The sequence below is a fragment of the Paenibacillus dendritiformis genome (assembly GCF_945605565.1).
In the GTDB taxonomy this organism is placed as follows: domain Bacteria; phylum Bacillota; class Bacilli; order Paenibacillales; family Paenibacillaceae; genus Paenibacillus_B; species Paenibacillus_B dendritiformis_A.
In genome coordinates, this window is the sequence record NZ_OX216966.1 from 3974448 (window position 1) to 3990235 (window position 15788).

General features: G+C 46.3%; 13 protein-coding genes and 1 riboswitch. Of the genes, 9 read left to right on the top strand and 4 right to left on the bottom strand.

Translation table 11 applies throughout. From position 1 onward, the window contains the following. Positions 1-128: 128 nt before the first annotated feature. Complete coding sequence (locus tag NNL35_RS17620; RefSeq protein ID WP_040730683.1) at positions 129-4004, bottom strand: glycosyl hydrolase family 18 protein; 3876 nt, start codon at positions 4002-4004, stop codon at positions 129-131. A 111-nt stretch (positions 4005-4115) separates the two neighbouring features. Next, a riboswitch (cyclic di-GMP riboswitch) is annotated at positions 4116-4200 on the bottom strand. Between the two features lie 564 nt (positions 4201-4764). On the opposite strand from NNL35_RS17620, the gene fabG reads away from it, so the two are divergent. Together fabG and NNL35_RS17630 are read left to right on the top strand one after the other, a co-directional pair. Beyond that, positions 4765-5544: a 3-oxoacyl-ACP reductase FabG gene (gene fabG / locus NNL35_RS17625; protein WP_006676120.1), complete on the top strand. Its 780-nt coding sequence runs from the start codon at positions 4765-4767 to the stop codon at positions 5542-5544. 239 nt (positions 5545-5783) lie between these two features. Continuing rightward, complete coding sequence (locus tag NNL35_RS17630) at positions 5784-6422, top strand: O-methyltransferase (RefSeq protein ID WP_006676119.1); 639 nt, start codon at positions 5784-5786, stop codon at positions 6420-6422. 130 nt (positions 6423-6552) lie between these two features. On the opposite strand, the gene NNL35_RS17635 is transcribed toward NNL35_RS17630, so the two are convergent. Both NNL35_RS17635 and NNL35_RS17640 read right to left on the bottom strand, forming a co-directional pair. After that, a complete protein-coding gene (locus NNL35_RS17635) occupies positions 6553-7854 on the bottom strand; it encodes a hemolysin family protein (RefSeq protein ID WP_006676118.1) in 1302 nt (433 codons plus the stop codon). An 86-nt stretch (positions 7855-7940) separates the two neighbouring features. Next, positions 7941-8147, bottom strand: a complete 207-nt coding sequence (locus NNL35_RS17640; RefSeq protein ID WP_006676117.1) for a DUF1657 domain-containing protein — start codon at positions 8145-8147, stop codon at positions 7941-7943. A 218-nt stretch (positions 8148-8365) separates the two neighbouring features. Between NNL35_RS17640 and NNL35_RS17645 the strand changes: the two genes are divergently transcribed. From NNL35_RS17645 to NNL35_RS17670, 6 genes are all read left to right on the top strand, one after another. Continuing rightward, positions 8366-9226, top strand: a complete 861-nt coding sequence (locus tag NNL35_RS17645; RefSeq protein WP_006676116.1) for a DUF421 domain-containing protein — start codon at positions 8366-8368, stop codon at positions 9224-9226. Between the two features lie 13 nt (positions 9227-9239). Continuing rightward, positions 9240-9722, top strand: a complete 483-nt coding sequence (gene spoVAC / locus NNL35_RS17650; RefSeq protein WP_006676115.1) for a stage V sporulation protein AC — start codon at positions 9240-9242, stop codon at positions 9720-9722. Between the two features lie 2 nt (positions 9723-9724). Beyond that, positions 9725-10741 (top strand): stage V sporulation protein AD, encoded by a 1017-nt coding sequence (gene spoVAD, locus NNL35_RS17655; protein WP_006676114.1) that lies wholly within the window; start codon positions 9725-9727, stop codon positions 10739-10741. Next, positions 10741-11091, top strand: a complete 351-nt coding sequence (gene spoVAE, locus NNL35_RS17660) for a stage V sporulation protein AE (RefSeq protein WP_006676113.1) — start codon at positions 10741-10743, stop codon at positions 11089-11091. Before spoVAD ends, spoVAE begins: the two co-directional genes overlap by 1 nt. A 129-nt stretch (positions 11092-11220) precedes the next feature. Then, positions 11221-12690, top strand: a complete 1470-nt coding sequence (locus NNL35_RS17665) for an alkaline phosphatase family protein (RefSeq protein WP_040730680.1) — start codon at positions 11221-11223, stop codon at positions 12688-12690. Positions 12691-12791: 101 nt separating this feature from the next. Next, the gene (locus NNL35_RS17670; RefSeq protein WP_006676110.1) at positions 12792-13427 is read left to right on the top strand and encodes a YkoP family protein; all 636 of its coding nucleotides are present in this window, start codon (positions 12792-12794) and stop codon (positions 13425-13427) included. Here NNL35_RS17670 and NNL35_RS17675 read toward each other — a convergent pair. Next, entirely contained in the window at positions 13351-14094 is a 744-nt protein-coding gene (locus tag NNL35_RS17675; protein WP_006676109.1) for an endonuclease/exonuclease/phosphatase family protein, read from the bottom strand. The two genes, NNL35_RS17670 and NNL35_RS17675, sit on opposite strands and share 77 nt — an antisense overlap. Before the next feature lie 227 nt (positions 14095-14321). On the opposite strand from NNL35_RS17675, the gene NNL35_RS17680 reads away from it, so the two are divergent. Continuing rightward, entirely contained in the window at positions 14322-15713 is a 1392-nt protein-coding gene (locus tag NNL35_RS17680; RefSeq protein WP_006676108.1) for a carboxylesterase family protein, read from the top strand. The last annotated feature ends 75 nt before the right edge of the window (positions 15714-15788 follow it).

Here is a 15788-nt window from a genome sequence, read left to right on the forward strand (position 1 = left end):
GCTTTGACTTATCCGAGCGGCGACTCAGTAACGGGTATGCGTACTTGCAGCCGCGGGTGCGCAGCCATGCAAGCAGAAGGGACTGACCCATGCAGGTCAGTCCCGGTAGATACAGCTTCGTCTAGCTATTATTCTACAAGCTTCCAGGAGTCATCGCTTCCCGGAATGCTCTGTGTCCACCACTTGGCTTGATAGGTCTTGCCTTCATAGCGAACTAAGTCCCCTTCTACATATATATTGCCCGGCACGTAATTAACACTGCCGTCTTCATTTGGAACCACTTCTTTTTGCCAGGCTTGCGAGGTATCTGGCGCTTGGCCTTGTACCCACCATTTCGCCGTGTATTTCTCGCCTTTGTAGATGACAGAATCACCTTCGTAGTAGATCTTCTTCGGATCATACGTATCCGCAAGTCCATCGAAAACGGTAATCTGGCGCTCTGCAGAGGCTTGCAGGCCTTGACTGTCTTCTACGGTGTATATCAACTCATATGTTCCTGGAGCAGAGGAATCAACCGTTCCTTCGATCACGATGCGATCGGTCAGGTCGCCATCCTCTTCATCCGTAGCGGTAACCCCTTCTCTCGGATCGAAGTGCTCGCCAACGAGAATCGTTTTATCCGTTGCGCCATGAATCACAGGCTTGTGATTGATCTTTTCTTCAACGGTGATAGAACGTTCAGCAACCGCTTGCTGCCCTTGGCTGTTCTCTACGGTGTACACCAGCTTATATGCTCCTGGAGTAGAGGAATCAACCGTTCCTTCGATCACGATGCGATCGGTCAGGTCGCCGTCCGTTTTGTCCGTAGCGGTAACTCCTTCTCTCGGATCGAAGTGCTCGCCAACGAAAATCGTTTTATCCGTTGCGCCATGAATCACGGGTTTTGAAGCTACTGGCGGAGTGCTTCCATTTCCGAATGCTTTAAAAATATCGGTAAATTGGTATTGCGCTGTTACGCCACTATTATTTTCCAACATCGCATCCCGGTTCATCGACCAGAAGGAGGTCATCGCCAGCCCTTTCTCGATCGCATGGTCCACAACCCACTGAGACCACTCCGTCGTAAAGACTGGATGAGCCGCGCCTTCAAAGCCGATAGATGGCGTCGTTCCAATGATTCCATAAGCCTCTTCATCGGTTAGATCCGCGTTGGCATACTGCTTGTAGTATTGCTTCACTTGATTCTTCGTCGAATCAACGGCTCTCAGCGAAGCGGAACCATAGTTCTCGCCAGGCAGGAGCGTTCCGTTGCCATAGCACATCGTCATGATGTTCACGACTTTGACATCCACGCCGGCAGACAAGTAAGCTTCCAACACATCCAATTGAACGGAAGTCAGACCGCTTGGCAGGACAGGGAGGGTTAATACGATATCGACTCCCGTTGCATCTTGCAGCTTCTTAATCGCCTTCGCATTGGCGACATTGAGGGCTTTGTTCTGAGCGCCGCCCTCAATGTCGAGGTCTAGTCTCGTCAGTCCATAGCCTTGTACCAGCTCCAAATACGTATTGAAGAGGATATCGGTGTCTTGAGTGACTTCCCAGAACGTAACACCGTTCAAGCCGCCAAGGGAGATTGTGACATCTCCGCCCATCTCGCGCAGCTCCCGGATGGACTGCTTCATTCCTTGATATTGGGCGTTGTCTGCGTTCTTTTCATTCAGTACGGAGTATCCGCCCCAGCCCCATTGCACTTTACCGTCAACGATTTGCTTCGAAATGGATTGAATGAAGCCGAGATTGAAGAATTTCACGCCGGTATCCTCGGAAATTCTGGCGAGGTTAGGGGCGCCATTGTTGGAATAGCCCGGCTTGGTAACCCATGCAACCATATCGATGAATGGAGAATTGACTTGCTTCGGCCACTTGATTCCTTGGCCAACTCCGAAGTCATGCCCCGGAGCTGTCACTTCGACAACTGTAATGTTGCGTTTTTTCTCGGCCGATAATCCTTGTGAATCCGTAACGGAGTACACAAGCTCATACTTGCCGGCCACATTCGTATTGACTTCTCCCGTCACGGTAATATGAGATGTCAGATTTCCGTCTTCTGCGTCCGTAGCGGTTACGCCGGCCAGCTTATCGAAGATATCGCCGACTTGAATCGTCAGGTCTGTTATCCCATGCAATACAGGCGGTTGATTCTTGCTTGGAGCCTCATCACCCAGAATGAGTTGTCTGTTCATTTCCGGGCTGTTATTCGACACCCGCTGAACAAGCTCCATGCTTGTAATCTCGGCATCTCCTTTAAGTTTGAACGTGTAGGAAGCGCCAGGTTCAATCGTTTTTGCGTCATAGACCGATTTCAGGTCGACGACCGTGTAACCATTTTCATAGGTTACGGAGCCAGCCAGATAATCGCCGGAAGTCAACGGTCCATCTGTCTTGATATACAGCTTCGGCAGCTTAATCGTTTTTGCGCCTCGTTCCAAGCCTCTCAATACTTGATTCGATTCGGTCAAAGACTCGTTATTGAAGAGGGTAATTTCATACCCTTTATTGTTGCCCCAAGGCTCTGTATACGGTTTCACAGCAGCCGTCACGTCCAACTTGGTATATTGGATCTCATGTGTTTTCAACGGCTGGCTTCCAAAGAGGCCTTCTTTCGTTGCCTTTGTTAATTTGTCACGCTTGGCAGGGTCCGCAGTAGGGGCGTCATTGGAAGCCATCCATGCAATGACGCCGCCCAGGCCGCGCTCAAGCACATATTTCGTCTTCTCTTGAATGGATCTCTCATTGTCATAGGTGTAGAATACGCCAGTTGTCTCATCATACAGATAAGGAGCTTTTGCAGCATCATCCCAGTATTCTTTGAGATTCGGGTAAGTGGCCTTCAACTTGTCGAGATTGCGATAAGACCAAGTCCCAGTTCGGCGGCCGCCGTCCCCAAGGACGAGAGGGGATTCGCCAACCGCGCCGCGGGATGGAGTCTGATCCGCATCCTTGGCGGATAATGCGGCTTGACCGAATAGTCCCGGATGATTCGGATCGGGTCCTTGCGATACTTTATCCCAGCCGCGGGTATAGTAGGCTGCCCCGATGACAATCTTGTTCGGCTCGGCACCTTGCTGAATCAAATAATTCACGCTCTCGTCAATGGACAGATTGTTGCCGGTGAGCGGTTCATTGGGATTCGGATATAAGCCGGTATGATGCCCGCTTACTTCATCCCATGCGCCGCGCATGTCATAAGTCATGATATTGGCAAAGTCTACAATGTTAAATAACTTAGGCACATCAATGCCGATATCAATCTTCTTTTTGGGAGCGGGCAGGGCAACAGACAGTTCATACGTTTTCCCAAGCTCGGCTCCTTGTTGATTCAATGCGTTTTTTAAGTCTTGCAGGAGCAAAATATAATTATTTTTATCCTCCGGGGTGGCGTATTTCGTGCCTTCATCGTTTTTATTATCAACAAGATCAGGTTGTCGCACTTCAGCCGGGAACTCCCAGTCCACATCGACGAAGTCCATGTTCGTGTACTTAACGAATTTCATAACATTCTGAACCAAATTCGCGCGTTTCGAAGCATCGGCCGCTACAACGGAGAAGTCGCCTGATTTCGACCATCCGCCAAGAGAGATGCCGATTTTCAGATTCGGGTTTTCGGCACGCAATTGCTGCAGGGCGATGAGGACTCCTGCATTGGCTGCGTCCCATTGTACGCCATCCTGACCGACAGGAGCGCCTACAGCCGCATCCTTGTCCGTAAAGACGAGGTTGCCTTGGGCATCAAAATCAAGGAAGGCATAGTTCAAGTGGGTTAGTTGATCGGCGGGTATATCCTTGGGATAAAAGTTCCCTTGTCCTCCCCAGATCGACCAATCGCCATAGTACATGACATTCCGGATTTCCTGTGCTGAGCCCTGTTTGAGATCAGGTTCCTTTGCTGCGGGAACAGTCGTTCCTGCATAAGCCGGCGCCAAGGAAGAGACGAACATCATGATGGTCATTACCGTCATGGCGAACAATCTTCGGGCACTCTGCTTTCTCCTAGTCTTCATCCGTTATTCACTTCCTATCAATAGATTATATTAATAGGCAGCTAGGGGGTATTGCTTACCATGAACAATACAAAAATAACGCATACGACGAATAGAGTGTGGTGTCTATTCGCCGGCAACTGGCTGGCATAGAATTTCTTCCTTAGCCCCTTTAGCTTTGCGTCACTAGATTTCCCTAGCTTTGCCTAGTAATACCTCGACAAAAATGCATACGCTTTTACTTTTTATGGCGACTATTTATCCTGTATCTTGTATAACGATGCATGTTTGCACCGTTTAATATACAGTAATTTTACGTTTATTTAATGGGTCATGCGGCTTATTTGTGAATATATGAACATGGGCCCATCTTATTATTCATTCGAAACAAATAATGTGAAAATCCGGAGGCGAGAAGGGGATGTATTTTGATTCCATATGGTTTTCTGCTGTGCATCAGCCCAGTAACTGCGCCATTCCCTTGATATTCCTTGTTATGCATTTTTACCGATTTCAGATGGCCGGAAAGGTTTGGGCAATAGGTCTTAGGGAGGAGATGAGATATATCTTGGTTTGGATTAACTAGCCAGAGTTCGCAAAATGATAACCGAATATAACTATCCTTATTTTAAGTCAAATCCATGGAAAATGTCGTTCTTTCGCTAGATGAAAAAGAGGGATTCAGCAAGTTGCCTACACATTTGGATTTGTAGTACGATGATAATGAATCCAAGTAATGGTAGATTATAGCTCGTATTACAGAGGATAGGAGTGTTACTACATGCTGACGCCACTGAAGGGTAAAACGGTCGTCGTAACCGGAGCCAGCAAAGGAATCGGCAAAGGAATTGCGAGAACCTTCGCCTCGCAGGGGGCCAAAGTCGCGGTCGTCGCACGCAGCCTGACGAAAGCGGAAGAAACCGCGGCGGAAATCCGGGAGAACGGAGGCGTTGCTCATGCCTTCCTAGGCGATGTCGCCGATTTAGAGTCGATGAAGTGCGTTGCAGGCGAGACGGCAGGTATTTTCGGGGGGATCGACGTGCTGTGCGCCAATGCCGGTATATTTCCGAATGCGCCGATTGAGGAGATGACCGGCGAGCATTGGGATCAGGTGATGAACACGAATGCACGCGGGACGCTGTTTTCCCTTCAAGCCTGCCTGCCCTTTCTGAAGAAAGCGGAATACGGCCGGATCATCGTTACCTCTTCGATTACGGGGCCGGCCACCGGCTATGCCGGCTGGTCGCACTACGGCGCAAGCAAAGCCGCTCAGCTTGGATTCATGCGCAGTGCGGCGCTCGAGCTCGCGCGTTACCGCATTACCATGAATGCCGTCATGCCCGGCAACATCATGACGGAAGGCTTGGAAGGCCTTGGTGACCATTATCTGCAGGCGATGACGGCGTCCATCCCGCTCAAGCGGCTCGGAAGCGTCGAAGATATCGCTTACGCCGCTCTCTTTTTGGCTTCGAAGGAAGCAGGTTATATTACGGGGCAAACCATCATCGTGGATGGCGGTCAGATTATTCCGGAAAGTCTGGAAGCGATGGGGCAAACCTGATTCGATACCATAGGACACATGTCATCATGAACCTCTGCTGGCCGAGCTCAATGTAATCATCATATTATATGTATAAGTGGAATACTGTCACACAACCGATATGGTAATCAACGAATTTATTGATTTATTTGAAATTCATGAAAGTGAAGAAATGGAGATGCATAAAAATCAACACATGGAGACTTCTGTATCGGAGAATACAGACTCTATAGATCATGCTGAGAAAGGAAATGAATCCGATGAAGCAAATAAATAGTTATATCGATTCCGTGTTTTATAAACAAGATGCTCTTTTGGAAGAAGTCATTTTGTCCATCAAAGAAAAGGGGATGCCTTCCATCTCGGTATCTGCTTCCTCTGGAAAACTTCTAACGATGCTTGTATCCATTTCCGGAGCCAAAAACGTTCTGGAAATAGGGGCCTTGGGAGGCTATAGCGGGATTTGTCTTGCCAGAGGATTCGGTAAAGAAGGAAAATTAACTTCCCTTGAGTTAGAGGAGAGATACGCAAAGCTGGCATATAGCAATCTATCTAAAGCTGGGTTTGGCGATCAAGTATCCTATATTATCGGGGAAGCCATGCAGAGCCTTGACAAATTAGCCGGGGACAATAAGCGATTTGATTTTTTCTTCATTGATGCCGACAAAGAAAATTATGAAAACTACCTGAGGTATTGCATTAGACTGGCGGAAGCGGGTGCTTTAATCGTTACAGATAACGTACTTGCAGGCGGCAGTGTAGCAGACCAGGAAGTTCAACCTAAACGTTACACTGAATTAATGAAGAAATTTAATGAAACTGTGGCCAATCATCCTCAATTAGAATCCCTGCTTATTCCAATCGGTGATGGGATGACCGTTTCAAAAGTAAAGAAATAACCTCGGCAAGAAAGGGCCGTCATCCATACACCGCCGAAAAGGGAAGATCTTCCTTTTGAGTTGCAACATCTTCCTGTAAACCCCAAATGTGATGGGCGAGCGGAAACAAAAGAAAAAGAATCGAATCACTTTAAGACGGGTTCGTAGCATTGATCTTTCTAATTTCCACTTTTCGGATTCGATGTCGGTCCTTCTCCCTAATAATAAAATGCAATGTTTCGTATTTCCACGTTACATCTTTCTTTAGCGACGGCCGTAAGGTATAGAGCCATCCTCCTATGGTATCCAAGTCTTCGCTCTCTAGCTCTACATTCAAAATATTACTTATTGTATCGAGCGACACCTTGCCGTCAACTAAGATGTGATCCTCGTCGATGATTTCGACATCGGGAGTTTCTTCTTTATCAAATTCGTCTCTAATGTCTCCAACTATCTCTTCTAATATATCCTCGATCGTTATTAACCCGGATGTTCCACCATATTCGTCAACAAGTATTGCAATATGAACTTGCTGCTGTTGCATCTTGTGAAGGAGAGTTTTTACGGGACTTGCTTCTGAAATGCTGAGAACCGGTTGTATTAACTTTGACATGTCCACATCGGGATTGTCATGTAATTGCATAAAAAACTGTTTTGTATTTATGAAGCCGATGATCTGATCCTTATGCCCATCCATGACAGGAAAACGTGTATATTGTTCCGTTTTCATCATGTCAATGATTTGGTTTTTTTCATCCTGAATATCAATACATACCATGTCCGTTCTTGGTACCATAATTTCGCGAGCAAGCAGTTCGTCGAAAGTAAATATCTTGTTTACATAACCGTATTCGGACTGATTAATTTTTCCGCTTTGATAACTCTCTGTTAAAATAATGCGCAATTCTTCCTCAGAGTGTGCTTCTTCGTGCTCTTTAGCCGGTTTTAAACCAAATAAGCGTACAAACCAGTTAGCCGAGCCATTTAAAGCCCAAATAAATGGATACATGACTTTATAAAAAAATATAAGAGGTTTTGCAGTAAGCATACTGACTTGTTCCGCTTTCTGTATGGCAACGGTTTTGGGCGCAAGCTCACCGAGAACCACATGCAGAAATGTGATGGATGCGAACGCGATCGCAAAAGATAAAATCGTACTTACTCCAACCGGAACGCTGAAATGCTCAAAAAGGGGGTGCAGCATACGTTCAACTGTAGGTTCACCAAGCCAACCCAAACCCAAAGCTGTGATGGTAATCCCTAATTGACAGGCTGACAGATAGCCATCTAAGTTGGACGTTACTCTCTTTACAGCCAAAGCATTCTTTTGGCCTTCCATAACCATTTGATTTACCCTGCTGGATCGTAATCGAACAATAGCAAATTCAGCAGCGACAAAAAAAGCTGTGGCAATAATTAAGATAGCTACAAGAAATAAATTAACCGTGAACACGCAGGAGCTCCTTTCTTAATTAACTATATGCTAATGAAATAGGAGACACAGCCATCATGGATCATGCTAGGCTGTATCTCCTTATCTTAAAATCCTTTATATTGTGGTTCTTCGTTTTCTAACTGCTTAACCCGGCCTTCTACCTGGTCAACGATTTGTTGTGTCTGTTGGGCAGCGTCGGTATAGAGGGACTTTGCCTCCTGATTTTCCGTCGCCAATGCGAACTGTTCAAGACTGGCTTGTGCGCTCTTCAATGAAGCCAGGCAAGTTTTCACTTGGGATCCTACTGTCATTTGTGTCACCACCTTTCCAAATGAGTAGTCAAGAATTCTAATCTGCTTTAGTTGAATTTAACAATTATAACGTGCCTTATTGAACTTGGAATGATACATGGAAAATTAATGATTGGGTTCCCGGTAATATAGAACCTGTCATGGAAAATGTATCGGGGCATTTGGTTCAGTGTTTTGACAAATAATCTGTGTTGACATGACGAAGGGAGGTACATTACGTGCCGCAATGGCTGGAGATCGCTTGGCGTACATTTATGGCCGTCATTGTTCTTTTCCTTATGACCAAGCTGTTAGGGAAAAGGCAAGTGACGCAGCTGTCCGTATTCGAATATATTACCGGAATTACCATCGGGAGCCTTGCCGCTTATGTTTCGATGGATTTGGAAGCCACGTGGTATTTAGGACTCGTGTCATTAGGTGTGTGGGTTGCTGTGACATTAGGGATTGAATTTTTACAGCTGAAAAGTAAAACCGTCAGGGATTTTGTTGACAGCAGAGCTACGGTCTTAATCAAAGACGGAAAAATAATGGAAGACAACCTCAAAAAAGAACGGATTACCACAGATGAACTATTAGAGCAGTTGCGTCGAAAACAGGTTTTTCAAGCTGCCGACGTTGAATTCGCCATTATGGAGCCGAGCGGGGAAGTCAATGTCCTGCTAAAAAGGGAAAATCAACCGCTAACTCCAAAACATCTGGGGATAAAAGTAGCGCCGGAACAAGAACCGCAGACGGTAATGATGGACGGAAATATTATGGATGAGCCGCTGGCCACCATAGGCTTGAACCGGCAATGGCTGAATACGGAATTAGAAAAGATAGGGGTTGCGGCCGAAAATGTTTTTCTCGGTCAAGTGGACGCGCACGGACAATTGTATGTCGATCTGTACGATGATCAAATTAAGGTCCCAGAGCCCCAAAAACGCGCTGTTCTCTTCGCAACATTAAAAAAATGCGAAGCCGATCTGGAAATGTTCGGACTTGCCACCCAGAATCGTGATGCGAAACAAATGTATGAGCAGTGCTCTCAGAAATTGATAAACGTTATTTCGGAACTAAAGCCTTTATTACATCGGTAAAGGAGAAAAAACTATGGCGAACAATAAAAAGAAAAAATTAACCCCCGTTCAACAGGAGTATCAAGAACTTGCCAAAAAGAGAGAGCCGGCGCGGCCGGTGTTCAGAAATTGTGTCCGGGCATTTATTTCTGGGGGACTTATCTGCTTCATCGGACAGTGTATACAGGACTTGTTCATTCATTGGGGCGGATTCGATGAGAAAAAGGCGAGTAATCCTACCGTTGCTGTGTTAGTCCTGATTTCAGTCATTCTGACCAGCCTGGGTGTATACGATAAAATCGGACAGTGGGCTGGAGCGGGTTCAGCCGTACCTGTAACCGGATTCGCCAATTCCATGGCCTCGGCGGCAATCGAGCATCAGAGCGAAGGACTTGTATTGGGCGTTGGAGGAAAAATGTTCAAACTGGCCGGGCCGGTCATTGTGTTCGGGACGGTAGCCGCGTTTATTATCGGGATTCTTACCTTTATTTTCAACCCCTCTGTAGGAGGTCATTGACGATGCTCAAGGGACATCAAAGCTGGATTTTTGAAAATCGGCCAGCAATTCTTTCCACAGCAACCGTCGTTGGGCCTTTTGAAGGACAAGGTCCGCTTGCGAATGATTTCGACATTATTCATGGAGACCTGATGCTGGGACAGGACAGCTGGGAAAAAGCAGAAAGGACGTTAGTGGAGGAAGCGGCCAAGCTTGCGATCGAAAATGCGGGCCTGACAAAAGAACAAGTGAATTTCTTCGTCGGAGGAGACTTGTTGAATCAAATTATCAGCACAAGCTTCGCCGCTCGAACGATGTCCATTCCCTATATCGGAGTGTTCGGGGCATGCTCCACATCGATGGAAAGTCTGGCTCTCGCTTCCGCGCTTGTCAATTCCCGTTCAGCGAAATTTGCGCTCGCGAGTGCCGGCAGCCATAATGCCTCTTCCGAGAAGCAGTTCCGTTATCCGACCGAATATGGATCGCAAAAGCCCCCTACCGCACAGTTTACCGTTACTGGCGCCGGAGCGTCTGTCGTCGGGCAGCACGGGGAAGGACCATACGTCACATCGGCAACGATCGGCAGGGTCATCGATATGGGAATCGCCGACCCGTTTAATATGGGAGCGGCGATGGCCCCGGCTGCCGTAGACACCATTCAGGCGCATCTTCGCGATTTGCAAATTGAGCCGGGTTACTACGACCTGATCGTAACGGGCGATTTATCCAAGGTAGGGTATCAGCTCGCCTGTGATTTGTTTGCAAAGCATAAAATACCCATCGAACAAACCGAATATAAAGATTGTGGAATGTTGATTTACGATTTCGAGAAGCAGATGGTTCAAGCCGGAGCAAGCGGCTGCGCATGTTCAGCCGTCGTCACTTATGGCCATCTGTTGAACAGAATGCGCAAAGGGGAGTTGAACCGATTGCTCGTGGTCGCTACCGGTGCGCTGTTATCACCGCTGTCTTATCAGCAAGGGGAAAGTATTCCTTGCATTGCTCATGCCGTTTCGATTGAGAATGGAGGGGTGAAGTGATGATTTATTTGTGGGCTGTCATCGTTGGCGGAGCGATTTGCGTATTCGGACAAATCTGCTTCGATGTATTCAAGCTGACCCCAGCGCATACGATGACCCTTCTTGTCGTACTGGGAGCAGTTCTGGATGGGATCGGCGTGTATGATCCGCTGATCAAATTTGCCGGCGCCGGAGCTACGGTCCCAATCACAAGTTTTGGCAACTCTTTGGTGCACGGAGCGCTTGAAGAGTTGAAACAAGACGGGTGGATCGGCATCATCACCGGTATATTCGAAGTAACCAGCGCGGGGATCTCCGCGGCAATCATTTTTTCCTTCCTGGCCGCCTTGTTCGTAAAGCCCAAAGGGTAAAGAAAAAGATTCAGAATACCCGCTTCACGACAATGGCATACTAATTCCGATACACATACGTACCAAAAGCAGTATCCGGGTAAACCGGATACATTTTTTTATAAAAAATGAAACGAAAGGTCCGGAAACATGAAAAAGATCATTCTCCTTCTGATTGATTCGTTAATGCCAACCATATTGGACGATTGCATACGCCATCGAACGGTGCCAGGACTGAAATTTTTGATGGATCGTGGCAAGTATTGGCCCAATTGCGTGACTGTGTTTCCCACAATGACGGCATCGGTCGACTGTTCATTACTTACAGGCACTTATCCAGACCAACACCGGATACCCGGGCTTATTTGGTATGATCCGGAGAATGAAGAAATCATTAATTATGTTAACGGATGGAACTGCATTCGCAAGCTTGGCTTGTCCAACTGCGCACAGCATGTCTTGTTCAATCTCAATGAAAAACACTTGAGCACCCGGGTGTCGACCATTTTCGAGGAGCTGAATCAGCGAGGAAAGACATCGGCCTCCATCAATGCGATTGTCCACCGCAGTGTCACCCGGCATGCCGTCCGGCTTCCTTTTCTCATGAATGTATCGACCGGATTTCGATTTATGAACCGCAGTATAGCAGGGCCTGACATCATGACGTTGGGAGCTATGGTTGATGCGAAAATGAATCAGGAACTCCCCCGGACCATGCTGCGCTATACACGCCGCTGCGGCATCAATGACGCATATGCCGCTTATGTAACTCGAGATCTTATTCGCTCGAATCAACTGCCGGATTTTACGCTTGTTTATTTTCCTGACAATGACCACGAAATCCATAAAAAAAATCCAGCTCATGGAGAGGAGCCTCTCATCCGCGTCGATCAGCATATTCAGCAGATTTTGAATGCATTTGATTCATGGGAGGAGGCAGTCAACCAGTGTGTGTTTATTACGACCAGCGACCACGGACAGACCAGAATCGGGAAGGGCGATCACTTTAACATCGATCTGGATCAACTGCTTCAAGCGTTCAGCGTACTGCAATTGGGGCACAAGGTGTCCAGCACTCACGATCTGGTTGTATGCAATAATGAACGAATGGCTTATCTCTATCCTCTCCGCATGGATAAGTTCCAGGCCATGATAGAACAGCTGGCGAGCGAGCCGCGGATTGATCTCATCGCATGGAAAGATAAAGGGCAAGTAACGGTCATAGAGAGCGGATCGGGAAGAACAATGCATTATCAGCCCGGAGGCGTATATACGGATAAATATGGTTGTTCATGGACCGTAATTGGAGAAGAATCCGTGCTAGATTTGAAGATTAACGATGGGCATATACAGTATGGAGATTATCCGGATGCGATGGCACGGTTATACGGCGCGTTACATTCTCAAGATGTTCCGATGATCGTGATCACCGCTCGTCCGCGATATGAATTCAAAAGCCGTTATTATCCGGTTCATCTGGGCGGCGGCAGTCATGGTTCATTACACAAATATGATTCCGACATCCCTCTAATCATCACGGGAGCGGCACATGCCATGCAAGAACCACCGCGCTTGGTCGATTTGAAAGCTTACATCCTTGAATTATTGGGTGGGAGCTGAATGGATCAATTGTTAGAAATAATACTGAAACTTACCACCCATGAATTTGGTTTTCCCAAGACAAAATAAGTGCAGATCTTTTGTTAAAGGGGAACAGGTTCATGTGGATCAAATTCTTTGCCTTATCAATCTGGAATGTCATTGATCCGGTTTATTATGCATGCACCAGATTGAAATGTATTGGCCAGGACAGAACATTTCGAGTCAGACTTACGTCGTTCAGAGGCAGACAGGTTATCTTAGCAGACGGAACCATGATCAAACGAGGCGACATCTTATTAAAAATTCATTTGTATAATGTTTTCCTGTTGAAAAGCATGTATCCGATAAAAAGCGAACTCAAAAGGGGAAAGCTCCTGTATCGAGTCATTGAAAACTCGATGCCTGATCTGGCCGAATATGTGCGGAATCATCCAAAGCACGATGATATTAAAGGGCTCATCGGGATAACGATGCTAAATCGGGGAGGAGGCGGATTAGGGTTTGAAACGATACAGATCGAGAATGTGTTGTATAAATGGATCAAATATGTAACGATGATGCCAATCTATTTTTTCTCGGCAAATCATCCCTTTAAAAACATAAGAAAACAAACCCCCGCCTATATGTTCATGTCCAAAAATGTATTAATGAAAAAGTACGGAACCGAATCTGCGGAAATCAAGGAAAGAGACTATTGGTCAGGCACAATGTCGCCATCAGGGGCAAATGATCTGATGCCACAGGAAGGCTCGTAATCACCTCGGTTGAAGCAATATGGAAATGCCGGCTCACCAATATATAATCCAATCGCAATCGTGGCCGAATAGAAGGGAACGTATAGCAAGGGATACCGGCATGATGACATGCGTCTGTTGCGAATCGTTGCAGCTTATGCCAAGCCTTCGTGCCGGGTCTTGTATTAAAGTCACCCATTGCGATTACAGGGCAAGTGTCCTGCGTAATTTTATCGCCAAGGAAGTCGATTTGTCTCGAGCGAATATACGGAGCAAGACTTAAATGCGTAACGTATATTTTGACGAGGTGCCTGTGGATGTGCACGGAGACTTCCAACACAGCCCGCTTCTCGAAATCGAAGGGCGAACGATGAAACACATAGTTGTGCCGGGATACGATCGGAAAGCGGGACAAGACGGCATTTCCATACTGTGCAATTACAGAACCGGACTTCGAAGAAGATGAAATGGCCGGGCCAAAAAAGGAATGACGCATGCATAAACGATCGGATAACCACTGTAATTGGTCCGCATAACCGCTTCTCCGGGAAAAATGTTTGTCCACTTCATTTAACGCAATAATATCCGCTTGGCTATCTTCTATACCTTGGGCGATTCGCTCCAGATTTAATTTCCCATCGATTCCTCTACCATGATGAATGTTGAACGTTGCTACCTTGATCTCCATGTTTTTCCCACCAACACGAGTATAGGTACTTTACAGCTAGTATGATCCAAAATACGGTTCATATGCATACTGCAGGTAAAATGTCTTTTCCTGAAGAAAATATTGTAAAAGTCCATTAGGAAAGTGATAATAGAAAACAAGGACCTATTTCAGAAATTACATATGTTTTTTTATGATTCAAGTTGTTATTTCATCATGAGATAACGACAAGGCAGGAGGCAATGATAATGGAAAATAATAAACCGATGGTCATCTGTGAACAAGGAGAGCTAGTTGGAACTCAGGAAAAACAGGCTTTGGCGTTTTATAATATTCCTTATGGAGCGGATAAAGGGAGATGTAAGCCAGTTGGAGAACCCTCTAAGTGGACTGGAACAAGGGATGCAACCAAACCAGGACCTGTATTCCCTCAATTGCCAAGCCGGCTTTCGACAGTCGTTGGGACAAAGAAAGAAGAACGGAATCAACAGGAAGATGCCTTCATTTTAAATATATGGACAAAACTCACCAATGAAAAACGGCCTGTTCTTTTCTGGATCCATGGGGGAGGATGGTTGTCAGGCGGCGGCTCCTTGCCATGGTATAACGGAAGTGAGATGGCTTCCAACGGAGATGTAGTCGTCGTTACTGTCAACTACCGATTAGGAGCTTTAGGAAATCTATATGTACCAGGCATATCTGAGGGGAACCTTGCATTGCAGGATTTAATTGCTGCCTTGCATTGGGTTAAGAAAAACATTGAAGCATTTGGCGGAGACCCTCACCAGATCACGGTAGCCGGGCAATCAGCCGGTGCATGGTATTCTGTCGCATTAATGGCATGTGAAGAAGTCAAAGGCATGTTTAACCGCACAGCATTATTTAGTTTTCCCGCTTGTACGAAAGCTTTGGATGAAAATGCTTCACTGGAATTATCTAATTTGCTATTAGAAAGATTAGGAATTGATGAACGCAATAAGGAAAAGATTTTGGGTGTGCCTATTGAAGATATCCTATCTTCGCAGGTGGAAGTTATAAGGGAAGTGCAACGCAGAAACAATGATCTGCTCACCGCGTTTTTACCCATCGTAGACGGCGTGTTGCTCAAAGGGGATATTTGGAGTGAGGCCATTCGAATTTCTGGCGGGAATGTAAATGTAATCGCTGGAATAACTGGCGAGGAAACAGCCGCCTTTTTCCATCAGACTGACTTGAGAAATAAAGATAACTACTTTGAACTAGTGAAGAGAAGTTCGGATGAGATCTTTGGCCAGACCCATGAGTTTATGCTCAGTATTAATGAAGGCGGCAGTGATACTTATTTATTTCACTTCAACTATCCATCGCCAGATCCCTATTTATTAGCTTGCCATTGTATGGATTTGCCGTTTGTATTCGGAAATTTCGAAAAGTGGGATAATGCCCCGATGCTTGCGGATATTCATGTGGAAGAAGCTCTACATTTATCAGACCAGGTTCAAGGTTATCTGCTTCGTTTTATCAAGAACGGTTCGCCTAATCATGAAAATCGTATAGATTGGCCTGTATATGAAAGAAAACAAAGAAATATTCTTATCTTTGATAAAAAGATAGAGCTAAAATCTTCATTATGGCCATTTTCGGATACGCCGGCATATTGATCAGCGCGCTCCTGCTGATCCGGGTCGCGATCCATGCAGTGCGGAATTTGAAGCAAATAAAGGAGTAGCGCAAGC